16 protein-coding genes are annotated in these 22881 nt (G+C 62.6%); 13 read left to right on the top strand and 3 right to left on the bottom strand.

Annotation, left to right across the window (positions count from 1 at the left end; genetic code table 11):
- Positions 1-4: 4 nt before the first annotated feature.
- A complete protein-coding gene (locus tag V9K84_RS11085; protein WP_088514845.1) occupies positions 5-3568 on the bottom strand; it encodes an indolepyruvate ferredoxin oxidoreductase family protein in 3564 nt (1187 codons plus the stop codon).
- A gap of 280 nt (positions 3569-3848) precedes the next feature.
- On the opposite strand from V9K84_RS11085, the gene V9K84_RS11080 reads away from it, so the two are divergent.
- The 3 genes from V9K84_RS11080 (at position 3849) to V9K84_RS11070 (ending at position 6981) form a co-directional block, all read left to right on the top strand.
- Positions 3849-4775 (top strand): zinc-binding dehydrogenase, encoded by a 927-nt coding sequence (locus V9K84_RS11080; RefSeq protein ID WP_088514844.1) that lies wholly within the window; start codon positions 3849-3851, stop codon positions 4773-4775.
- 58 nt (positions 4776-4833) lie between these two features.
- Positions 4834-5745, top strand: a complete 912-nt coding sequence (locus tag V9K84_RS11075) for a LysR family transcriptional regulator (protein ID WP_088514843.1) — start codon at positions 4834-4836, stop codon at positions 5743-5745.
- 198 nt (positions 5746-5943) lie between these two features.
- Positions 5944-6981 carry an amidohydrolase family protein gene (locus V9K84_RS11070; protein WP_088514842.1) on the top strand — a complete coding sequence of 346 codons (1038 nt, stop codon included), beginning with the start codon at positions 5944-5946 and terminating at the stop codon, positions 6979-6981.
- 124 nt (positions 6982-7105) lie between these two features.
- On the opposite strand, the gene V9K84_RS11065 is transcribed toward V9K84_RS11070, so the two are convergent.
- On the bottom strand, positions 7106-7957 hold the full coding sequence (locus V9K84_RS11065) for an SDR family oxidoreductase (protein ID WP_088514841.1): 852 nt from the start codon (positions 7955-7957) through the stop codon (positions 7106-7108).
- A 408-nt stretch (positions 7958-8365) separates the two neighbouring features.
- Here V9K84_RS11065 and V9K84_RS11060 point away from each other — a divergent pair, with 408 nt between their 5' ends.
- From V9K84_RS11060 to V9K84_RS11025, 8 genes are all read left to right on the top strand, one after another.
- Positions 8366-10021, top strand: a complete 1656-nt coding sequence (locus tag V9K84_RS11060) for a DUF1302 family protein (RefSeq protein ID WP_088514840.1) — start codon at positions 8366-8368, stop codon at positions 10019-10021.
- A 29-nt stretch (positions 10022-10050) separates the two neighbouring features.
- On the top strand, positions 10051-11415 hold the full coding sequence (locus V9K84_RS11055; protein WP_088514839.1) for a DUF1329 domain-containing protein: 1365 nt from the start codon (positions 10051-10053) through the stop codon (positions 11413-11415).
- Positions 11416-11596: 181 nt separating this feature from the next.
- On the top strand, positions 11597-12661 hold the full coding sequence (locus V9K84_RS11050; protein ID WP_256582832.1) for a YCF48-related protein: 1065 nt from the start codon (positions 11597-11599) through the stop codon (positions 12659-12661).
- A gap of 35 nt (positions 12662-12696) precedes the next feature.
- Positions 12697-15231, top strand: coding sequence for an MMPL family transporter (locus V9K84_RS11045; protein WP_088514837.1), 2535 nt, complete (start codon positions 12697-12699; stop codon positions 15229-15231).
- A gap of 44 nt (positions 15232-15275) precedes the next feature.
- Positions 15276-16247, top strand: coding sequence for a lactoylglutathione lyase (locus V9K84_RS11040; protein ID WP_088514836.1), 972 nt, complete (start codon positions 15276-15278; stop codon positions 16245-16247).
- On the top strand, positions 16244-17053 hold the full coding sequence (locus V9K84_RS11035) for an enoyl-CoA hydratase/isomerase family protein (RefSeq protein ID WP_088514835.1): 810 nt from the start codon (positions 16244-16246) through the stop codon (positions 17051-17053). The genes V9K84_RS11040 and V9K84_RS11035 overlap by 4 nt, the downstream gene beginning before the upstream one ends.
- Positions 17054-17084: 31 nt before the next feature.
- On the top strand, positions 17085-17906 hold the full coding sequence (locus V9K84_RS11030; RefSeq protein ID WP_088514834.1) for an SDR family oxidoreductase: 822 nt from the start codon (positions 17085-17087) through the stop codon (positions 17904-17906).
- Between the two features lie 57 nt (positions 17907-17963).
- Positions 17964-19568, top strand: coding sequence for an NAD(P)/FAD-dependent oxidoreductase (locus tag V9K84_RS11025; RefSeq protein WP_088514833.1), 1605 nt, complete (start codon positions 17964-17966; stop codon positions 19566-19568).
- Between the two features lie 46 nt (positions 19569-19614).
- Here the strand turns inward: V9K84_RS11025 and V9K84_RS11020 are convergent, their stop codons facing one another.
- Positions 19615-20280 (bottom strand): TetR/AcrR family transcriptional regulator, encoded by a 666-nt coding sequence (locus V9K84_RS11020; protein WP_088514896.1) that lies wholly within the window; start codon positions 20278-20280, stop codon positions 19615-19617.
- A gap of 203 nt (positions 20281-20483) precedes the next feature.
- On the opposite strand from V9K84_RS11020, the gene V9K84_RS11015 reads away from it, so the two are divergent.
- On the top strand, positions 20484-21761 hold the full coding sequence (locus V9K84_RS11015) for a cytochrome P450 (RefSeq protein ID WP_178075070.1): 1278 nt from the start codon (positions 20484-20486) through the stop codon (positions 21759-21761).
- A 57-nt stretch (positions 21762-21818) separates the two neighbouring features.
- Positions 21819-22850 (top strand): hypothetical protein, encoded by a 1032-nt coding sequence (locus V9K84_RS11010; RefSeq protein ID WP_088514832.1) that lies wholly within the window; start codon positions 21819-21821, stop codon positions 22848-22850.
- The last annotated feature ends 31 nt before the right edge of the window (positions 22851-22881 follow it).

Here is a 22881-nt window from a genome sequence, read left to right as displayed (position 1 = left end):
TGATTCAGAGTTGAGTGACGGCAATCTTGCCGGTGGCCTGACTGGCATCGTGAAACTGCCCGCTCGACCCCGTGCGCCATTGTTCCAGCAATTGCGCCTGGCGCTGGTGCGCATGACGCAGGAAACGCTCCTTCACTGGCCCGTAGCCACGCACGCTGCCCGGTAGTTCCAGCAGTTCATGGGCCAGGCGCAGGTTGTCGGGCCCGAGGCTAGCCAGCACTTCGTCCAGGATATTTTCGTAGTTGCTCAGCCAGTCGCGCTCGACCTTGCGTTCATGGGTACGTCCAAATGGATCGAGCCAGGTGTTGCGCAGCACCTTCAGCCGGGCCAGTAGCTTGAAGCCGTGCAGCATCCAGGGCCCGAAGCTGCGTTTTTTCGGCACCTTGCCGGTGTGGTTGTCGTTGAGCAGCGGTGGCGCCAGATGAAACCGCAGGCGGTAGTCGCCGTCGAACGTCGACTGGATTTTCGCCAGGAATTCGCCGTTGGTGAACAATCGGGCGACCTCGTACTCGTCCTTGATAGCCAGCACCTTGAAGTACTGTCGGGCAACGCTTTGCGACAGCTCGCCGGGCTGGCCCAGCAGGCGGGTTTCGGCCGCCATGAACTGCTCCACGCGATGCCGATAGCGCTGGGCATAGGCCTTGTTCTGGTAGGCGACAAGGGCGCGGGTGCGTCGTTGCAGGGTTTCTTGCAGGGTCTGCGACAGTGTGCGGTCAGCGCCTTGCTGCTTTGCGGCCTCCACCCGTTGCAGCACCCGCGCCATATCGTGGGCGCTGCGCCGGCCCCAGGCAAAGGCGGCGAGGTTGAAGGACACCGCGGTGCCGTTCAATTCGATGGCCTGCAGCAGCGCTGCTTCGCCTACCGGCAACCAGCCTTTCTGGCAGGCGTAGCCGAGCATGAAGGTATTGGTGGCGATGGAGTCGCCCATCAGCGCGGTGGCAATGCGACTCGCGTCGACAAAGTCAGCGCGCTCGACGCCGACTGCCTCGGCAATCTGCGCCGACATGCGCTGGGCTTGGAACTGCGGGTCAGGGTGATGCTGCAGGTCGCCGCTCTGCGCCTGCAGGGCAAAGGTGCGCACGAACGCGCTGGTGATGCTTTGCTCGGTGTTGATCACGGCGTGGGTCACCCCCTGGCGCAGCTTGGACAAGGTTTCGCCGTTGGCGCTGACCACCAGGTCGCAGCCCAGCAGCAAGGCGGTTTCACCCTCGGCAATGCGCGGGGCGAACAGCTGTTCCTGATGCGCCGCGATGCGGATGTGTGACCATACTGCGCCACCTTTTTGCGCCATGCCCGCCATGTCGAGGTTGAGCGTACCCTTGCCTTCGATGAATGCGGCCATGCCCAGCAGGGCGCCGATGGTCACCACGCCTGTGCCGCCTACGCCGGTCACCAGGATGCTGCAGGGTTCGTCGAGAGGCGCGGTCACAGGGGCGGGCAGTGCCCACTGCTCGCCGGGCTGTGTAGCCAGAGCCTTGGGCTTGCGCAGCGTGCCGCCCTCGACCGTGACGAAACTGGGGCAAAAGCCGTTGAGGCAGGTGAAATCCTTGTTGCATGACGACTGGTCGATCTCGCGCTTGCGGCCGTACTCGGTTTCCACCGCCACTACCGACATGCAGTTGGACTTGCTGCTGCAGTCGCCACAGCCCTCGCACACCGCCTCGTTGATGACCACCCGGCGTGCCGGGTCGGGAAATTTGCCGCGCTTGCGACGGCGACGTTTTTCGGCAGCGCAGGTCTGGTCGTAGATGATCGCCGACACGCCCGGGAACTGGCGCAGTTGTTCCTGCACCTCGTCCATTCTGTCGCGCCGCATCACCGCAACGCCCTGCGCCAGGTCGTGTATGCCCTTGTACTTATCGACATCGTCACTGACCACCACAAGACGCTGTACGCCCTCGGCCGCCAGTTGACGGCTGATCTGCGCGACGCTCAGGTTGCCGTCCACCGGTTGGCCGCCGGTCATGGCCACGGCGTCGTTGTACAGAAGCTTGTAGGTGATCTGCGCCTTGGCCGCGACGGCTGCCCGAATGGCAAGAATGCCGGAGTGAAAGTAGGTGCCGTCACCCAAGTTGGCGAACACGTGCCGGGTAGTGGTGAAGGGGGCCTGGCCGATCCAGGCCACGCCTTCGCCGCCCATCTGGCTGAAGGTCTGGGTTTGCGGGTAGATCCAGGCCGCCATGTAGTGGCAGCCGATGCCGGCCAGTGCACGGCTGCCGGGCGGCACTTGGGTCGAGGTGTTGTGCGGGCAACCTGAGCAGTAGTGCGGCACGCGCTCCATCAGGTTGTTTAACTGGCCCTGGTTGGCCAGTTGCGCGTCGAGTACGGCCAACTGTACCTGCAATGGGCCGCCCGGGTGCAGGCGCAGGATGCGTTTGGCCAAGGCACGGGCGATCATCGCAGGGGTCAGGTCGCTGATCGCCGGTAGCAGCCATTCGGTGTGCGGCAGGCTCCATTCGCCCTTGTCGTCGAACTTGCCAACGATGCGCGGGCGCACGTCTTCACGCCAGTTGTACAGCTCTTCCTTGAGCTGGTATTCGATCAGGTGACGCTTTTCTTCCACTACCACGATCTCTTCCAGCCCCTCGGCGAACTGGCGCACACCTTCGGCTTCCAGCGGCCAGACCATGCCGACCTTGTACACGCGCAGGCCGAGCTTGTGCGCCTGCGCTTCGTCTATGCCGAGGATCTTCAGCGCCTGGCACACATCCAGGTACGACTTGCCCGAGGTGACGATGCCGATGCGGGCATTGGGCGCATCCATCACGATACGGTCCAGGCGGTTGGCACGGGCATAGGCCAAGGCCGCATACAGCTTATGTTCCAGCAGGCGTTGCTCTTGCGCCAGTGGCGGATCGGGCCAGCGGATGTTCAGGCCGCCTTCGGGCAGCGCGATGTCGGGTATCACCGGCTGCACGCGGTGTATGTCGATGTCGACCACGGCGGCGCTCTCGACGGTATCAGCCACTGCTTTGAGCGCCACCCAGCACCCCGAGTAGCGCGACATGGCCCAACCGTGCATGCCGTAGTCCAGGTATTCCTGCACGCCGGCGGGCGCCAGTACCGGCATCATCACCGCCTTGAAGATGTGTTCGGTCTGGTGCGGCAATGATGAGGAGCGCGCACCGTGGTCGTCACCGGCAATCGCCAGCACGCCACCAAATGGCGAGGTGCCGGCGGCATTGGCGTGGCGAAACACATCACCGCAGCGATCCACCCCCGGGCCCTTGCCGTACCACATGCCGAACACGCCGTCATAGGTGGCGCCTTCGAACAGGTTGACCTGTTGCGTACCCCAGATCGAGGTGGCGGCCAGGTCTTCGTTCATGCCGGGGTGGAACACGGTGTGGTGGGCCTTGAGGTGCTCGCGTGCCTTCCACAGCGCCTGGTCGAAACCGCCCAGCGGCGAGCCGCGGTAACCGGAAATGAACCCTGCAGTATTCAGGCCGCTGGCCTGGTCACGTTGGCGCTGCATCATGGGCAGACGCACCAGCGCCTGGATGCCCGTGAGCAACACGTGGCCGGTGTGTTGCACATACTTGTCATCCAGCGAAACCGGCGTATTCATGTTCATCCTCCAGGCATTGATCTTGTGTGGCGGCGCCAGCGGTGTGGCGCTGCCTTGTTGTGGCCGAAGTCTAGAAAGCAGGGTGACGGATCGTAAAATCACAAAAACAGCGGTGCGGTATCGGCTTTTCAGATACCTGCGCGATGCGACATTGGCTGCGTCTTGTAGCGCACCGGGCATGTCTGGTGGTTGAAGTTAATTAAATATAGACAAATAATCAAAAAATGTTCAACTATTGATTCTGGGATCCGCCAAAACAAAACAGACAAGAGAGAACAGCATGCGTGCAGCCATCATTTGCGAACGCAACGCGCCACCGCAGGTGCGCGAGTTCAGTGAGCCGCAAGCGCAAGACGGCGCGGTACTGATCGACGTGGACACTGCCGGCCTCGGCGGTTGGGACGTGTTGGGCGCCTACCGCCTGGGCGTCGAGTACCCCTGCGTGATTCGTGGCGAAGGTGTAGGGCGGGCACCGGACGGTCGCCGGGTGTATTTTGGCGAGCGCTCGGTGCTGCCTTACGGCGCTTGGGCCGAACGCACCCTGGTGCCGCAGGCCGAAGTGTGGAACGTGCCGGACGAGGTGGACGACAAGACCGCCATCAGCATGGGCATCGCCGCGACCGGGGCCATCGTGCCGCTGGAAAAGGCCGAGATCCAGAAGGGCGAAAAGGTGCTGATACTGGGGGCCACCGGTACCCTGGGGCAGATCGCCCTGCAGCTTGCGCGTGGCATGGGCGCAGGCAGGGTAGTGGGTGCCGCTCGCTCGCAGGCGGCGCTGGCCGGTCTGAAGGCACGCGGCATCGCCGACGAGGTGGTAACCCTGGGTAGCAGCGATGACGTGGGCGCCCTCAAGGAGGCGGCCGATGGTGGCTTCGACGTGGTACTCGACCTGGTGTGCGGGCAGCCACTGCTGACCTCCCTGAAGGCCACCAACTGGGGCGCCCGCATCATCACCATCGGCACCGGTGCCGGCCGTCAGGTCAACCTGGACATTGCCGACCTGTTGTTTCGCAACCTGTCTTGCATCGGCACCGGCCAGCGGCCGCCGGCCGACCGTGAGCAGATCTGGCTGCGGTTGCTGAAGATTGCCAAGGCGCAGCAGATTCAGGTGGACTACCTGGACTTCACGCTGGAGCAGGCGGCCGAGGCCTGGGCTGCCCAGGTGGATGGGCCGCACGCGAAGATCACCGCCACGATCCGCCGCTGATGCGGGCTGATCGCAGCACGTTGTCCCAGCGGTTGCCGGGGCGCGCACGGCATCGCCGATGACCAGGGTTAAAGACGTTTCCATGCGTCAGCTACGCTACTTCGTGGCGGCGGCCGATGCCGGGCAATTTTCGCAGGCGGCGCTCAAGGTGCACGTTTCGCAGTCGGCAATCACTGCTGCGGTGCTGCACCTGGAGCATACCCTGGGTGTCAGCCTTTTCGAACGTTTGCCTCATGGCGTGACGCTGACGGCCGAGGGCAACCGGTTCGCTCAGCAGGCGCGGCACATCCTCGATACGCTACAGGACGCCCTGAGCGAGCCCCTGTTTCTTGGCCGTGCGATGCAGGGCAGGGTGCGCGTGGGGGCCTCTTACACGGTGCTGGGCTATTTTTTGCCGGCGCTGCTGGCACGCTTCAAGCGCAGCTACCCGCAGGTTGACATCGACCTGATGGATATGGGTCGCCACCGCATCGAACAGGCGGTGATAGACGGTGACCTCGACCAGGGGCTCACGATCGTGTCCAACACTCCCAGACTGCAGGGCTTTGCGCACCAGGTGCTGATTCGCTCGCGGCGCCAGCTCTGGTTGTCCAGTCAGCACCCGCTGATGGCTGCCACCTCGATCGACCTCGCCGACGTGTCCCGACATGCCTACATCCTGGCAACCCTGGACGAAGGGGAAAGCTCGACGCTGCGTTACTGGGCGTCACGCGGGCTGGCCCCCAACGTGGCGTTTCGCACATCGTCGATGGAGGCGTTGCGCGGCCTGGTGGGCCATGGCTTTGGTGTGACCATCCTGTCCGACATGCTCTATCGTCCCTGGTCGCTGGAGGGCAGAAAGATCGAGGCGCGGCCCTTGGTGGATGCGATCCCGCCCATGGAGCTGGGTTTGATCTGGCTGCCGGACAGGTGCATGTCGGCGCCTGCTCAAGCGTTCCGCCAGTTCCTGATCACGGCGTGCGTGTCGTGAGGCCTTCCTGGCAGGCGTGCCTTGCGGCGGCCAATAGCCGTAGTTCATCAGGCTGTCGAACGTCGGTCATTTCCTTGATCGAGTTGCAGTGGTCATGACCATGGCGTGCTGATGATTTTAAGTGAACACAAAAAATAAAAGTGTTTATATTTTTACTGATGTACCAACCTGCTGACTGATTACAACAAGGAGAACGCCATGCTGATCGATGTACACGCCCACCTGCTGACCGAGGGCATGCTCAACCGTCATGAGTTCTGGGGGCCCTTCATGAAGGTGCAAGGGCTGACCGTCGGCCATTTTTCCCTCGGCACCAAGCAACCCATCAAGGCCGCCAGCGATGCTGAAGCCCAGGCCAATCTGCTGGCACGCATGACCCATACCAGCCGGCGCAAGCTGATGGCCGAACGCGGCGTCGACAAGCTGGTCGTATCTACACCGTCGCATTGCTTCATGTACTGGGCAGGGGATTTCGCCAACGAATACGCGCGCGTGTGCAACGATGAGATGTCGGCGTACTGCCGCGCCGACCCCGAGCATTTCGATTTCTGGTGCCATGCCAACCTGGCCGATCCGCACAATGCCGCCCGTGAAATCGAGCGTGCGGTCACTCAGCTGGGGGCCAGGGGCGTATGCGTGGGTGGCGCCAACTTCAATGGCCTGCAAGCACATGACGAGCTGCTGTTCCCAGTATGGGAAAAGCTGGTGCAGCTGGACGTGCCGATCATGGTGCATGGCTTCAACCAGTCCATCTACTGGGGCGAGAAGCACATCGAAGACAAATTCGAAACCACCTCCATCGTGGGCGACTGCGTCGATGAAACACTGTTTTTCTGGTATCTGATTTGCGGAGGGGCGCTGGATGTATTCCCCACCCTGAAAACCTACATTACCCACGCTGGCGGCATGGCGATTTTCCAGCTAGGTCGGCTCAGCGAGCTAAATCATGCGATGGCGCCGGATACCCGCAACCAGCGGCCACTGCTGGACTACCTGCGTAATTTCTACTTCGACCTGGATGTTCACGCACCGGGCTTGCGCCGCGGTGTCGCCGAAGTGGTGGGGGCCGACCGTCTGCTGTACGGCACCAACTTTGGCGGTGCCTATGACCACGGCGACCTGACTGCCGGGCTTGGGCTATCGCCTGAAGACCGTGAGCGCATTCGTAGTGGCAACGCCATCGAACTGCTCAAGTTGAAGGTGCCGGCTGGCGCCACCCGGCCTGTTACGCCCTGAGCACCTGGCCCGCTTCTGCCCGAAGGACGCAGGAGCGGGCCTCATCCCGAAAACTGGCGCGCAGTGCCAGCAGGGTCTGTATGCAGGGCACGCTTACAGGCCTTCGCCACCACCTGTTGTTGATCTAGGGCGTGGTGTTGACGGCATTTCGCGTGGCCACGGCTGCGGCAAAGTCGCGTTTGAGGGTCGGGAAATAGGCAATCTGGCCGCCCATGCCGCCGGCAATGTCGATCGACGCCGCGCTGATGAAGCTGGCGTACTCACTGGAAAGGAACAGCACCGTCCCCGCTACATCTTCCGGTTTGCCATAGCGGCCGATCGGAACCACCTTCATGACCATGGCATCGAACGCTTCACGGCTGACGCCTGGCCCCATTTCCCGGTAGTGGCGGTCCCACTGACCGGTGTCGATCCAGCCCATGTTCAGGCTATTGACCAGGATGTTGTCCTTGGCCAGTGACATGCCCAGCGACCGGGACAGCGCGACGCACGCTGCCCGGTTGATCACCGAAGGGATGCCGTCGGGTGTAGGCACCGTGCCGGCCAGGGCATTGATCTCGATGATCCGGCCCCAGCGCTGTTCACGCATGTGCGGTACCACGGCCTGGACGAAACGAAAATGCCCCATTTGCAACACATTCGCGTGTTCAAGAATGGCCTCCGGGGTAAGGGTTTCAAGGTTGCCACCACGTCCCTGACCGGCGTTATTGACCAAAATGTCTACGCCACCCCACGCCTGGACCACTTCACCCACGAAATGTTGAACACCCTGAGTGTCCGTGACATCCACGGCCCGAGCCAGCACCGCCTGGGCGTGTTCCTGTAGGTGCGTGGCCGCTTCGCGAACAGCTTCGACGTTGCGTGCGCAAATCGCCACGCGGGCGCCTTCCAGGGCGAAAGCACGGGCTATCGCAAGGCCGATGCCGCGTGAAGCACCAGTAACAATCACGCGTTTTCCGCTCAAATCGATATTCATGAAGGGCGAGCTCCTTGTGGTTTTTATTGGGTGAGCGCAGGCACTGAGCAGGTGCCTTCAGTGGCCTGTTTACCGGAAAAAGACCGCTGGAGCAAAACATAATTGAACAGTTAGCTTTTTTGTGTGCAGTATTGGGCGTGGATTTTTCCAGGCCATTGGGCACTACGGGCTGGCGGGGGGTAAAAAAAACACCCTTAAATTCTGTATGTAGAATTGAAATCTTTATATGGAATTATTTTTTCTTCTCGGTTAATTTGATTTCAGGCCATGGGCGCGCTTCACCGGCAAACCTGCCGGCAAGACCACCCTGGATGCTTGGTCAAGCGGCAAGGCAGTGGCGCCTCACACGGCTCACAGTTGTCTCTTGACCTCACACAAACGACTGAAAATAAAAATAAAAGGTGGCGTATGAAAGACATGATCCAGCATCGGCGGCAGGTGTTTGGCCGCAGCGCAGTAGCGCTGGCAGTGCTCGGTGGGATGAGTGGAGCCCACGCTGTTTCGTTTGACCTGAGCAACCCCGACTACCGCCTGCGTTGGGACAATACCGTGCGCTACAACCTGGGTGTGCGCATGGAGGACCAGGACAACCGGATCATGCGGACCCCGACCTACGACGAGTCCGACAGCAAATTCGACAAGGGCGATATTGTTACAAATCGGCTCGATGTGTTGAGCGAAGTAGACTTTTCCTACCTGAACGAATGGGGCGCACGCCTGAGTGCCGCCGGCTGGTATGACCATGCCTACCGCGACACCAGCGTGCACAGCCAGATTGGCGGCCAGACCAGCTACAACAACGGGCACTACAGCGATGAGGTCAAGCGTTATGTCAGGGGGCCGTCGGGTGAAATTCTCGATGCGTTCGTGTGGAAGAACTTTCAGTTGGGCAACACTCCGGTCAACGTCAAGATCGGTCGCCATACCAACTATTGGGGTGAGGGCCTGCTGTTCGGTGCCCACTCCGTTTCCTACTCCCAGGCGCCGAGCGACGGGGTAAAAGCCGCTACCAGCCCGGGTATCGAGACAAAAGAAGTGTTTCTGCCCATTGGCCAGGTATCGGCCAAGGCCCAGGTTACCGACCACCTGTCCATAGCCGGACAGTACTTCTACGAGTGGGACTACACCCGCATCCCTTACGGTGGTACCTACTTCGGCGGTGCGGACTTCCTGTTCGAAGGTCCGGACCAGATGCCGGTCGGCCCCGGAGCATTCAAGCGCGCCTCTTCCAAGTATGGTCGTGACAGCAATGCCAACTGGGGTGTGATGGCCAAATACAACGTGGAGGCGATCGAATCGACCTTTGGCTTCTACTATCGCCAGTTCGATGACTACCAGCCGTGGCTCGCGCCGCAGGTCAAGGCCAACCTGGGCGAATACCGCGTGGTCTACCCGCGCGGGGTCAAGCTGGCCGGCGTCAGCTTTGCACGAGTGTTCGACTCGGTGGCCGTCGGCACCGAGCTGTCGTACCGCAAGAACGGCGCCTTGAACGCCACCGGCGTCAGCGCCGTGGATGACGAAGGCCCACGAGGCGACACCATTCACTTCATCGCCAACGCCGTGTACGGCATGCCGCGCAACTTCATCGCCAACAACGCGACCCTGGTCGGAGAGTTCGCCTATAGCCACCTGGTCAAGGTCACCGAGCACGACGAGTTGTTCAAGTACAAGGGTAACAATGCCTGCACCGACGTCCGCACCCCTGGTGTGGCCGGCTCGGGCGATGTCTCCGACGGCTGCTCGACGCGTGACTACTACGCGGTGGCGGTCAACTACACACCGCAGTACCTGAGCATCTTCCCGTCCTGGGACATGGACGTGCCGCTGACCGTCAACTACGGCATCCATGGCAACGCAGCAACTGCCGGTGGCGGCAGTGAAGGTGCGATGTCCTGGTCGGCCGGCGTGAAGTTCACCTATCAACAACAGTACGAGTTCGGCCTGCGCTACGCCGATACCCGTGCCCAGCCCAAGAACCTTGCCAACGGCACTGTCGGTGGCAACGGCGGCGTTGGCAACACCGACCGTGGCTGGCTGGCATTCACATTCAAAACCTCCTTCTGAACAAATCCAATAAACCGGAGACCGCCTGAATGAAACGACAATTGGCCTTGTCCCTCGCACTGTTCGGCATCGCTACCTGCAGCCTGGCTGCGGTCAGCCCCGAAGAGGCCGCGCAGCTCGGTACCACCCTGACCCCCTTCGGCGCGATCAAGGCGGGCAACGCAGAGGGCACCATCCCTGCCTATGACGGCGGGCTGCGCACTGCACCGGCGGATTTCAAGCCCGATAGCGGGTTCTGGGCCGACCCGTTCCGCAACGAGAAACCCCTGTTCCGCATCACCTCGCAGAACATGGCCCAATATGCCGACAAGCTCAGCGAAGGACAGAAGGAGATCCTCAGGAAGTACCCGGAGTACTACTTCGATATCTACCCCAGCCATCGCACCACCGCCTATCCCAAGGAGGTGCTTGAGGCCACAGTGCGCAATGCCACCACCTGCAGCACCCAGAAGGATGGCCTGGCGGTCGATACGGCCTGCCGGGGCGGGCTGCCGTTCCCTATTCCAAAGACCGGCAACGAAGTGATCTGGAACCAGCAACTGCGTTACAAGATCGGCCCCGGCTACTCCACCACCAGCTCATCCAACAGCTGGGTGATGGACGCCAATGGCCAGCGCACCAAAGCCGCCGAGCAGGCTACCTTCGAAGAGCAGCCGTACTACCAGCCGACTCAGACCGACCGCGATCCGATGATGTATGCGCGGGTGTATTCGTTGAACAACTATCCGGCGCGCCGCTCGGGCGAGGTCACGGTGCTCAACGACTACCTCGACCCTGGCGCCAAGGCCCGCCGTGCCTTCAGTTACTCGCCCGGCCAGCGCCGCGTGAAGCTGGCCCCTGAGTTCTCTTTCGACACACCGGTGGCCAGCCAGGGCGGGGTGACGCTGTTCGACGAACTGCAGATGTTCTCGGGCAGCCAGGACCGCTTCGACTACAAGCTGGTGGGCCGCAAGGAGATGTTCATCCCCTACAACGCCTACAAGTTCTACTTCGAGTGCAAGCAGGACGAGCAGTTTCTCAAGCATCACGCCAACCCCGCCTGCGAGCGTTGGGAGCTGCATCGGGTATGGGTGGTGGAAGCCACGCTCAAACCGGGCAAACGCCACGTGTACAGCAAACGCACCTACTACCTGGATGAAGACACCTTCGGCATCGGTCTGTACGACGCCTGGGACCAGAGTGGTGCCCTGTACCGCGCGATCTTCCTCAGCGGCGTGCAGCTGTACGACAAGGACTTGCCGTACAACGTGAAGAACGTCGTGTACGACTTCAACAAAGGTATGTGGGCGTTGCTCAACGACGGGTTGAAGGGCGGCTACAGGTTCTCCGACACCCCGCGCACCGAACGGGACATGAACCCCGAGGCCATCGTTGCGCGGGAGACCCAGCGCTGAGGCTGACGTACTGGCGGTGACCGGTGCGCCCAGGAATACGGCGCACCGTTGAAGAGTTGTACCTGATGCCCGGCAGTGTGCTGCCGGGCAGTCGGGAGACCCTGGCGTGGTGAGGATAAAAACAATGATTAGCCAAGGCCTTGCAAGATCCAAACCCTGGTGCACGCGGGTGTTGAGCGTGATGCTGATTCCCCTGTGGCTGGTGATGACGGGGCCCGTTACGGCCGCCAACCTGGTCAGCGACCCGCTAGATGTGCCGGCGCAGGCCCTCGGTCAGCCGCTGGCGGCGCCGTTGATCAGCGTGGCGCGGGCTGGCAGCGTACTGGTCGGTGTCGGCCTGCATGGCCTGATCCAGCGCTCCAGCGACAATGGCAGCAGTTGGCAGCAAGTACCCAGCCCGGTGTCCAGCGATTTCGTTCAGGTGCGTTTCAGCGATGCACGCAATGGCTGGATCGTCGGTCACGATTCGGTGGTGCTGCACAGCCGTGACGGCGGAGCCACCTGGGCCGTGCAGATGGATGGGCGCAGCTTGCTGAGCCTGTTGGGCAGTGTCTATGGACAACGTGCCGAACAGGGTGACCCCGAGGCGGGCGACCTGGTGCAGGAGGTTAAGCGGGCTGCGGCCAGTTCCGCGACGCCCGACGTGCTGCCGGCGCCGTTGCTCGACGTGCTGTTCGATGCCAGCGGACGAGGTTTTGCCGTGGGTGCCTTCGGCATGCTGCTGCACAGCGAGGATGCCGGCAGCACCTGGCAACCCTGGCTGGAGCGTGCCGACAACCCCCGGCGCATGCACCTGTACGGGCTGGCCGAGCACAATGGCACGTTCTACATCAGCGGTGAACAGGGCGTGCTACTGCGACTTGAGCCCGGCCAGCAGCGCTTTGAAAAAATCGATACACCCTACAGCGGCACCTATTTCGGCGTCGCCGCCTTCGAGCATCTGCTGCTGGCTTACGGGCTGCGCGGCAACCTGTTCGCCAGCGTAGACGCCGGCCAGCACTGGCAACGCCTTGAAACCGGCGTCGATGCCAGCCTGGTTGGCATCGTCGAGCAGGGCCCGACGCTGGTGGTGGTGAGCCAGGGTGGGCAACTGCTCAGCGTGGACCGCCACAGCCTGAATGTCACCGCGTTGGCACAGGCGCGTGTGGGCGAGGTGTATGCCGCCAGCGCGACCGAGCAGGCCGGGCGTCTGGTGGTGGCGCGCTTTGTCGGCGCCAAGGTCATCGATATCGCCCGGGCTAACTGACGCCATCGGCACGATTCCTCAACGAGAAAGAAAACATGGTCGAGCAAAAATTCAACAGCGGGATGCCAGTGATTGCCCACCTGGAGGACTTCGACAAAAACTCCGGGGGCTGGTTTGAACGGGTGATCTTCCGTCACCGCATGTTGGTCATCGTTGCCTGCCTGCTCGCCACCGTGGTGCTGGGCTTCTTCGCCGCGCAACTGCAGGTGAACGCCAGCTTTGAGAAGATGATCCCCAGCTCCAGCCCCTACATCAAGAACTACCTGGCCTACAAGAGCCAGCTGCCGGGCCTGGGCAACAGCGTTCGCATCGTGGTCGAGAACAAGAGCGGCGACATCTACGACGCCGACTACCTGCAGGCCCTGCAGGAGGTCAACGACACGCTGTACCTGATTCCAGGCGTCGACCGCTCGTGGATGAAGTCGCTGTGGATGCCCATCGTACGCTGGAAGGAGGTCACCGAAGAGGGCATCGATGGCGGGGCGGTGATGCCCTCGGACTACGACGGCAGCGAACAGTCTATCCAGGCTCTGCGGCGCAACATCATGCGCTCCGGCATCATCGGCAACCTGGTGGCCAACGACAGTCGGTCGAGCATGATCGTGGCACCGCTGCTCGACACCCACCCTCAAACCGGAAAACCGCTGGATTACGGCGATTTCTCCAAACAGCTTGAAGACAAGATCCGTTCGCTCGAGAGCGACAAGGTGGGTATCCACATCGTCGGCTTCAGCAAGCTGGTGGGTGACCTGATCGACGGCCTGTATTCGGTGATGCTGTTCTTTGGCGCCTCGGTGCTGATCGCCGGCCTGTTCGTGTATTTCTATACCCGTTGCCTGCGCAGCACGCTGCTGCTGGTGGGCGTGGCAGTGGCCGGGGTGGTCTGGCTGCTGGGGCTGATGCAACTACTGGGCTACGACCTGGACCCTTACTCGATCCTGGTGCCGTTCCTGATCTTTGCCATCGGTATCTCCCATGGCACGCAGAAGATGAACGGCATTCTTCAGGACATCGGCCGCGGCACTCACAAGTACGTGGCGGCGCGCTACACCTTCCGTCGGCTGTTCCTGACCGGGCTCACGGCGCTGCTGACCAATATCGTCGGCTTCGCCGTGCTGGTCATCATCGATATCCCGGTGATTCGCGACCTGGCCCTGACCACCAGCATCGGCGTGGCAGTGTTGATCTTCACCAAGTTGCTGCTGATTCCAGTGGCGCTGTCCTACCTGGGCGTGAGCGCCAAGGCGGCGCGCATCGCGATTGCCAAGGACCAGGCCGGCGAAGCCGGGCGCGGCTTTCTTGGCCGGGTATGGCACGGTCTGGACCGTTTCACCGAGCGCCCGCTGGCCACCGCGATCATCGCGTTTTCACTGCTGGTGACGGTACTGGGCAGCGCAGTGATGATGCACCTGAAGGTGGGCGACCTGGATCCAGGGGCACCCGAGTTGCGCCCGGACTCACGCTACAACCGCGACAATGCTTTCATCACCCGCCACTACGGCCTGTCCAGCGACCAGTTCGTGGTCATCATGAAAACCGACGAGGACGGCTGCCGGCTGTACACGGCCCTGCAAAGCATGGATAAGCTGGCCTGGCGCCTGAACCAGACCCCCGGTGTGCAAACCACCCAGTCGCTGGCGCAAAGCGTGCGCATGATCAGCTCAGGGATGGCCGAGGGCAGCCCCAAGTGGCTGAGCATCAGCCGTGACCAGGCCATCACCAACGCGGCGGTGGACGCGGCCATGATCTCGGCTCCCGGCATCACCAACCAGCAGTGCTCGGTAACGCCGATGATCGCCTACCTTGCCGATCACAAGGCCGACACCCTGAGCCGGGTGCTGAAGGTTTCCGAGGCATTCGCCACCGAGAACAACACCGCCGACGGTGCAGAAAACCCGGTGCAGTTCCTGCTGGCCGCAGGCAACGCCGGCATCGAGGCTGCGACCAACATCGAGGTGGAAAAGGGCATCATCACCATGTACCTGGCGGTGTACGGCGCCACTGCGCTGCTGTGCCTGCTGACCTTCCGCAGCTGGCGTGCGACGGTGGTGGCGCTGATCCCGCTACTGATGACCACGATCATCTGCAAGGCGCTGATGGTGTGGCTGGGCATCGGCCTGAAGGTGGCAACGCTGCCGGTCATTGCAGTGGGTGTCGGGGTCGGCGTGGACTACGCCCTGTACCTGCTCAGTGTGCAACTGGCGGTACAGGCACGCGGCGCCAGCTTGGCGGCAGCCTACCGTCGTTCGCTGGACTTCACCGGCCGTGTGGTCGCGCTGGTCGGCTTGACCATGGCCGCCGGAGTGATCACCTGGGCCTGGTCGCCGATCAAGTTCCAGGCCGACATGGGCATCCTGCTGACCTTCATGTTCCTGTGGAACATGCTCGGCGCGCTCGTGCTGATCCCGGCCCTGTCGTATTACCTGCTCAACCCCACACGCAACGCCAAGGCAGGGGCCACCCTGGACCTTGACGAGTCGCGCGTGGAGCAGCGCCCCGACAAGCCTGCCAACGCCGCCAGGCGCCATGCGTTGCCCGAGCCCGCCGTGCGTGGCGTGCCCGCTGACTGAAAAGGCCGGGTACAGGCCTAGCCAACTCTTTCGAGGAGAGACAGATGTTTGAATTACTGATGAGCGCCGACATGATGGTTCCGGACCCGGACGCCATGACCGAAATGCTGGTCGACAAGCTCGGTATCTACAAGCACGAGCGCTGGCGCCAGGCGTTCGACAATCACCCCTACATTGCGCACTTTCTGCGCGTACACAAGTCTCTGGCGGTGTCGCCCACGCGTATCGAGCCGCAGTGGCACCTGGACCGCCCTAATCCGGGCGACCCGTTGTTCCATGACTTTCTGGAGAGCCTGAAGGATTATCAGGGTCACCATCGCCCAATGCTTACCCACTCCATCGTGCTGGCCCTGCATGGCGACAAGTTCGATGCGCTGGTGGACAAGCTGATGCGCCGTCGCCTGCCGTTTCGAATGGCGCAGCGTACCCCGGAAATGCCGTTCGATCGGCTCTGGCTCGGTGCGACGCCCGAAAAGCCCTTTTACCAGCCATCGGTGGACGGCGGCCTGTGCATCGAGATCATGCCAACCGAGCCGTTGCAGATGCCGGCAGAAACCTACCAGTTGCCGCCGGTCAAGCCGCGCGACCTCAAGCCCGGCGACATGGTACGCGTGACTGCCCGCGGTTTCCTGGTGCGCGACCTGGATGAAACGCTGCGCAAGGTGTCCAGCAACCTGGACTGGGAGCCGAGCGGGCCGGTGGAACACATCGCCGGTGAAGGCTACCGCCGCGCACGCATGGGTTTCAGCGTAGCCAACAGTGCCACTCTCGATGTGCTGGAGGCCACCTACTGGAACACCGATGCCGGGCATTACCTCAACAACTGGGGCCCGGGACCTTACTACATCCGCATTGGCGTGAATGATCTGGCTGCCAAGGCCGAAGACCTGCGTGCCCGTGGCACGCGCTTCGAGTGGATCGAGTCGTCGCAGGCGGTGGACGGCCGGGCGCTGATCAAAGTCGACCCGCGGGAGCTCGACGGCCAGGTGTTCGAGTTCGAGGAGTGCCCTGCATGAGCACAACGCTGAGCGATCAGGTGATCAACGAGGCGGTACGCGTATCGTGTGATGCGCGGGTCGGCTGGGTAGTGCTGACCCGACCCAACCAGATCAACGCGATTAATGACGAGGTTCGCCTGGGGGTGCCGCAGGCATTGGCCCTGCTGCAGCAAGATCCCGAGGTACGTGTGATCGTGATTCGTGGCGAAGGCGAGCGCGGCTTCTGCGCCGGCGCCGATATCAAGGAACGCCGTGGTCCCGAGTCCAGCCTGCAGGTACGCCAGCGCATGGAGAAGGTGCGCTGGATCGAAGCCCTGGACGGGATTGCCAAGCCGGTGATCGCGGCCATCCACGGCTACTGCATGGGCGGCGGGCTAGAGTTGGCGCTGGCCTGCGACATTCGTTTTGCGGCGCCCGATGCGGTATTTGCGTTGCCGGAAACCGGCCTGGGGCTGATCCCCGGCGGTGGCGGCACGCAACGCCTGTCACGCGTGGTCACGCCGGGTCAGGCGCTGGATATGCTGCTCTCCGGCGATCGCATGAATGCGGAGCAGGCGCAGCGCATCGGCCTGGTAAGCCGGCTGGCCAGTGACAATCACAGCCTGCTGGAGGAGGTTACGGCCTTTGCCCGACGTATCGCCGCCAAGCCGCCCACCGCATCGGCCTTCGTCAAGCAGGCGGCGCGTGCCGCGCTGGAGCTTGACCTCAAGAGCGGCCTGAACCTGGAGCTCGACCTGTTCGCCCTGCTAGCGCCAACCCACGACGCACGCGAGGCCGCACAGGCCTTCAGCGAACGACGTGAGCCGCGTTTCACCGGCGAGTGACGGCCCCACTGACATCCACAAGGAAATCCACATGAGTACAGGCAAGCTGGCAGGGCGGGTCGCCATCATCACCGGCGCCGGAGGCGGGTTGGGGGCAGAATGCGCCCGCGTGCTCGCCTCCCATGGCGCGAGCATCGCCGTGGTCGACATCAACCTGGACGGGGCCACGGCGGTTGCCCAATCGTTGCTCGACGAAGGGCACCAGGCGTTGGCGATTCGCACCGACGTGTCGTCGGAGGCCGAGGTCCAGGCGATGGTTGCCCAGGTCAGGCAGCGGTTTGGTCGTATCGACGTACTGCACAACAATGCGGCAATCCTCAATGCCGAGCAGCGCCAGGCAGACCGCGATTTTGTCAATCTCGACATGGCGGCCTGGGACCGCGCCATCGCCGTTAACCTGCGCGGCGCGGTGTTGTGCACCAAGCACGTGATCCCGGCCATGCTGGAACTGGGCAAGGGCTCGATCATTTTCGCGACCTCCGGCCTTGGGATGCAGGGCGACATGTCCCTGACCGGCTATGCCACCTCCAAGGCCGGCCTGATGATGCTGCCGCGCATGGTGGCTTCGCAGTACGGCAAGCAGGGTATACGCGGCAATGCCGTGCAGATCGGCCTGGCGCCCTCCGAGCACGCCATGCCGCCGGCGTTGCTCGACATCCTGCGTGACAACCACTGCACCCCTGAGCTGGGCACCCCGCGCCAGATCGCCGATGTGGTGGCGTTTCTGGCCAGTGACGAGTCGTCTTTCGTCACGGGCAGCACGCTGGTAGCAGATGGCGGGTTCAGCAGCCATACCCCTTCACTGGTGGCAATGCGGTCGCTGTTCGCGCAGATGGGCCGTACCGGCATGTGAACCCGGCAGCGACGCGTGCCGCGTCGCCCCGGCAGATCCTCGACATGGAAGCATGTGATGAACCCGAAGCAATCCGAAGTAAACCCTGATTTCGATGTGATCGTGGTCGGCGGCGGTACCAATGGGCTGTCTGCCGGTTGCTACCTGGGCATGGAGGGCAGGAAGGTGCTGGTGCTCGAAGCTCTGGACAAGGTCGGCGGCATGGCCTCCTCGGGCTACCTGATACCCGAAGCGCCGCAGCACCTGGTGCACCCCTGTGCGCTGGACATGATGTCGATGCGCGTGCACGCCCACGTGCCAGCGGAGCTTGGCCTGGAACAACACGGCTTCAAGTCGGTGGAGCTGGCGCCGGGGTATGTGTATCTGCACCCGGACGGCCAATCGCTGATCTTCTGGCGTGACCGCGAGCGCACCGCTGCCGAGATCCGCCGCTTCAGCACCCGCGACGCCGACGCGTTTCTTGAATTCATGAAGGTCATCGACCTGTTCCTGGAGATCGCGCTGCCGATGATGCGGGTCGATCCGGCCAAGGCCAACCTGGGGGTCAAGCTGAGGATGGTCGCCACAGCAATCAGGCATAAGGCCCTGAAGCCCGAACTGATGGCGCTGATGACTGGGTCGGCTCTGCAGGCGGCGCGCGAACGATTCGAGCATCCAGTCACCCGCTCGGCGATGTGCGCGCTTACCGGGCTTGCGGGCGACATCACTGCCGACGGCGGTGGTATCTACTACGCCCTGCTGGGGTTCCTGCACCGTTTCGGGGTGGGGCGGGTGATGGGCGGCATGCAGCAGTTGAGCAATGCCATGCAGGCTCGCCTGGAGGCGTTGGGCGGCCAGGTGCTGGTGTCGGCCAGCGTCAGTGAAATCGTGGCCAGTGACGGCGTGGTCAAAGGGGTGAAATTGGCCGATGGCCGCACCTTCTCTGCCCGCGCCGTGATTGCCGGCTGCCACCCCCGGCCGGCGTTGGAGATGGTCACTGCCGGTCAGCTTCCCAAACACCTGCTGACCCGCATCGCCATGGCCCCGGCCAACGCCAAGGGCTCGGGCCCGTTGAAGGTGGATGTGGCCCTGCGCGGGCAGATTTCGCTGCCACGCTTCGAGTCGATGCGCGGCGATGGTGTCGACTTGCGCAATACCTGTCTGCTGATCGGCACCGAAGAGGCCGTGCTGGAGAACTTTGCCGCCTGTGCGCGGGGCGAAGTGCCGACCTTGCCCTACATCACCATGGCCGTACCCAGCGCTGCCGACCCGTCACAGGCGCCTGCGGGCCAGGACGTGCTGTACATCTACCCACCGGTGATGCCAGTCAACCCGAATGAAGGGTGGGATGCCCTGCGTGAGCGAGTGGCTGATCAGGTGATCGAGCAGTTGTACGCCTATGTCGACGGTATCGAGGGGCAAATCATCGGCCGACGCATCGAGGCTGCCCCGGACTTCACCGCGCGCCTGAATACCGTGAACGGTTGCGTGGTGCATATCGATACCACTTCAATGCGCTCCAGCACCATGCGGCCGGCGCACGGCCTGGGTGGCGATACGCTGCCTGTGGCGGGATTGTACTTGGGCAGTGCGGGTATCCATCCTGGGGGCGGGGTCAATGGCATGGCAGGCCGGCTGGCGGCGAGGCGGGTCAGCCGCTACCTGAGCAAGTCGCGGCGCTGAAACGCGCCCCGTCTACAGGGGCCGCAGCTAGACGAACCGGCAGCCGTCAGACGCTGCCGGTTTTCTTTTCTGCGTTCAGAGACAGGCTCGCAATGACGAAGTCGGCCGAGTATTGGCGCCAGGTGATCATGCCTTCGGCGGAGTCGGTATCCAGGCCGGCGAGGGTCGACATCGAATAACGGTTGGTGAACCAACCCGTGGTCACCAGCGAGGCACAGGCCAGTAGCAGGCGTGGGTTGATGTCGGCGCGAAAATCCCCGCTGGCGGCGCCCCTGCGCAGGATGGCGTCGAGCTTGGCAATTAACGCTGGCGCCATTTCCTGGAAATGGTTACGAGGTGTTTCGTGGGCATCGTGATAGCGGATGCCCTCCAGTGCCAGGCTGCCCAGGAAGGGGTCAAGCCGGTACTGGTCGAAAAAGTGATTAAGCACGCTGCGCAGCGCCACAGGCGGCGGCAGGTGCTCTACTTCGAGGTTTACCAGCTCGGACATGATGTGGCTCGACGACTCGTCCAGCACCGCCACGAACAGGCCCTCCTTGGAACCGTAATAGTGGTACACCAGCTGTTTGGTGACGCCGGCCTCCCGAGCGATTTCTTCCACCCGTGCCCCGGCCAGGCCCTTCCTGGCGAACTCTACGCGCGCAGCGGCGAGCAGGCGTTTCATCGTGCTGCGTTTGCCCTGTTCGACGCCGTCTGCTGCTTTGACTACCACCCTGGACTCCTCATGCCGGTGTTGGCCCTTGTTGTTCACACCTTGAAGCATTTAACCGGCTGCCTTCGTTTGACCCCGAGTCAAACGAATCGGCTATCGGTAAACAGGCAAGCGCATACCATAGGTTGGCAGGCGACACATCCTACGTAAAGCGCGGAAATATCGGCGCGCAGGCAAGAATAACAACAATACGGGAGATCCTGATGAGCAACGAAAGTGCAGCCCTGGACCTGGCAACGGCGTACAACGCCGTGTCGCAAATGTACCGCGGTACCGATCTGGACATTCACGCGGTGTGCCGCGAGCAACGGTTGAAATCCCCCATCTACGAAGGCGATTTCATCACCCAGTTCGGCGTGCCGACCAATGCGGGCACTCAGCAGGGTACGCGCCCGACCTTCGCGTTGTTCAAGTACCAGGACGTGATGAGCGTGCTGCGCGACGGCGCCACCTACACCAGCGGTTTCATCGCTGAGGGCCTTGGGGCGTTTTTCGATGGACTGATCATCCTGGCTATGGACGGTGACGAGCACCGCAAGGTGCGCGCCTTGTTGCAACCGGCCTTCATGCCCGAAACGGTCAACAAGTGGCGTCCGCAGATCGATCAGGTGATCCGCGAGGAGTATCTGCAACCGCTATTGCCGGCGAAAAAAGCCGACCTGATGAAGTTCGGCCTGGAACTGCCGATCCGCGTCATGTACGCACTGATGGGGTTCCCCTCCGACGACCCGTCCAAGTACAAGCAGTACGCAGCCTGGGCGCTGGCCATCGTGGGGGGCAACCAGATCGACCCGAGCAAGATGGTCGAGGCGCGCCGCCAGGCCGGGATCGCGGTCAAGGGGTTGTACGACGCGCTGGCTGCGGTAGTGGTGCAACGACGCCAGGCGGGCAGTCAGGGCGACGACGTGGTGGGCCGTCTGCTGCGCGCCGAGTACGAAGGGCGCACGCTGAACGACCATGAGGTCATCACCTTTACCCGCTCGCTGCTGCCGGCTGCTGGCGAAACCACCACACGCATGTTCGGTTCGGTCATGGCCCTGCTACTGACCACACCGGGCCTGTTGGAGCGGGTCAAGGCCGACCGCAGCTTGATTGCCAAGCTGATGGATGAAACCACACGCTTCGAGCCGGTGGCCACTTTCAAGGTGCGCGAGACGGCCAAAGACGTCGAACTCCATGGAGTAAAAATTCCCAAGGGTTCGTTCGTGCAGTGCATGGTGGTGTCGGCCAACCGTGACGAAGATGCCTTCGAACACCCCGACGTGTTCGACATCGATCGCAAGCCCAAGCCGTCCTTCGGCTTCGGCTTCGGCCCGCACATGTGCATTGGCCAGTTTGTCGCCAAGGTCGAGATCAGTTGCGCGGTCAACGCGATCCTCGACTTGTTCCCCAACCTGCGCCTGGACCCCAGTCAACCGCTGCCGGTGATCAGCGGTGCGCAATTGCGCGGCGTGTCCAGTCTGCCGGTGATCTGGGACTGAGCCAGCCCCGGATTCCCCCTTCGGTTCTACCGCCTTACAAAAACAACAGAGGGCACTATGAGAACGTTCAAGACCATTCCAGAGCGTGGCGATTTCGGCTTCCAGCAACTGGTGGGCCCGCACAAGGTCAGCGGCGCGTCGCTGTCGGCTTCGCGCGGTTTTTTCGGCCTGCACCTGAGCAAGAGCTCGCCGTTCGGTTCGGTGCGCGATGAGCAGGGCAACATCTACTCCTTTGTTCGCTCGCTGATGGCCCCCAACGGCACGCCGAACCCGACCAAGTTCTTCTACCTGAACAACCATGTCGACAAGGTCAACCTGCGCATGGACCACGACAAGATGGCCAAGCAGGCGCTGACGCCCATGCCTGTGCACAGCCTCGACGGCGACACCGCGCGCTGGGCCAGCCAGCCGGATGAACCGGGCAATGCCTGGGAAATCACCGCCAGCAGCGAGCGTATTACCTGGAAGGAGGAGGGCTTGTTCGCGATCGAAGGCCGTTTGCTCGGGCCTGGTTTGCAGTGGTACTTGCCGGGGGTGGAGTGGGGCACCTTCTATGTCTCTCAGCTGTGGGACGTGGCGGGGGTGTGCGAGGGCCGGCCGGTCAAGGGAGCGCTGGCGCTGGACCAGTTCTACATGGCCGAGGGTGGTGCTATCCACTTCAAGAAGGACCTGGTGGTGAACAACAACAAGCACGTGATCTGGTGGTCGTTCGTCACCGTATACAAGGACGGCACCTGGGACACCGGCTCGTTCATGGTGGGCCATGACCACCTCGGCTATGCCTTTTTCAACAATGAAAAAGGCGAAGTGCGGGTGACTACCGACATCGAGGGCCAGACCGAGCACAAGGACGGTAGCTACTTCCTGAAGTCGGCGCGGATCGTGCTGGAAGGTAAGGAGGAGTGGGAGTTCCTGCCGGACGAGCGGGGCGAGATGATCGATTTTGTCGGCGGCTTCCCGATCACTGCCCAGCAGGAAGGGCGCTGGCGTCGGGTGGGCGATACCCGTGAGCCGTCGCACTGGCTGGGCTGGGGCGAATCTGACCGGCGCAACGGTTCGGCGCGTAATGTGCCTGGCAAGGATCTATAACGCTGCATTGTGCGCCTGCCTCGGTGGGCAG

Origin of the sequence: Pseudomonas sp. AE27 (assembly GCF_037113495.1) — a bacterium.
Lineage (GTDB): Bacteria > Pseudomonadota > Gammaproteobacteria > Pseudomonadales > Pseudomonadaceae > Aquipseudomonas > Aquipseudomonas palmensis.
Note: the sequence above shows the minus strand (reverse complement) of the source record. Positions and strands in the feature narration are given on the sequence as shown.

What these genes read in the sequence shown, in the direction of transcription:
- V9K84_RS11085 (WP_088514845.1), bottom strand. Translation starts at nt 3,568, where the DNA reads ATGAATACGCCGGTTTCGCTGGATGACAAGTATGTGCAACACACCGGC.
- V9K84_RS11080 (WP_088514844.1), top strand. Translation starts at nt 3,849, where the DNA reads ATGCGTGCAGCCATCATTTGCGAACGCAACGCGCCACCGCAGGTGCGC.
- V9K84_RS11075 (WP_088514843.1), top strand. Translation starts at nt 4,834, where the DNA reads ATGACCAGGGTTAAAGACGTTTCCATGCGTCAGCTACGCTACTTCGTG.
- V9K84_RS11070 (WP_088514842.1), top strand. Translation starts at nt 5,944, where the DNA reads ATGCTGATCGATGTACACGCCCACCTGCTGACCGAGGGCATGCTCAAC.
- V9K84_RS11065 (WP_088514841.1), bottom strand. Translation starts at nt 7,957, where the DNA reads ATGAATATCGATTTGAGCGGAAAACGCGTGATTGTTACTGGTGCTTCA.
- V9K84_RS11060 (WP_088514840.1), top strand. Translation starts at nt 8,366, where the DNA reads ATGAAAGACATGATCCAGCATCGGCGGCAGGTGTTTGGCCGCAGCGCA.
- V9K84_RS11055 (WP_088514839.1), top strand. Translation starts at nt 10,051, where the DNA reads ATGAAACGACAATTGGCCTTGTCCCTCGCACTGTTCGGCATCGCTACC.
- V9K84_RS11050 (WP_256582832.1), top strand. Translation starts at nt 11,597, where the DNA reads ATGCTGATTCCCCTGTGGCTGGTGATGACGGGGCCCGTTACGGCCGCC.
- V9K84_RS11045 (WP_088514837.1), top strand. Translation starts at nt 12,697, where the DNA reads ATGGTCGAGCAAAAATTCAACAGCGGGATGCCAGTGATTGCCCACCTG.
- V9K84_RS11040 (WP_088514836.1), top strand. Translation starts at nt 15,276, where the DNA reads ATGTTTGAATTACTGATGAGCGCCGACATGATGGTTCCGGACCCGGAC.
- V9K84_RS11035 (WP_088514835.1), top strand. Translation starts at nt 16,244, where the DNA reads ATGAGCACAACGCTGAGCGATCAGGTGATCAACGAGGCGGTACGCGTA.
- V9K84_RS11030 (WP_088514834.1), top strand. Translation starts at nt 17,085, where the DNA reads ATGAGTACAGGCAAGCTGGCAGGGCGGGTCGCCATCATCACCGGCGCC.
- V9K84_RS11025 (WP_088514833.1), top strand. Translation starts at nt 17,964, where the DNA reads ATGAACCCGAAGCAATCCGAAGTAAACCCTGATTTCGATGTGATCGTG.
- V9K84_RS11015 (WP_178075070.1), top strand. Translation starts at nt 20,484, where the DNA reads ATGAGCAACGAAAGTGCAGCCCTGGACCTGGCAACGGCGTACAACGCC.
- V9K84_RS11010 (WP_088514832.1), top strand. Translation starts at nt 21,819, where the DNA reads ATGAGAACGTTCAAGACCATTCCAGAGCGTGGCGATTTCGGCTTCCAG.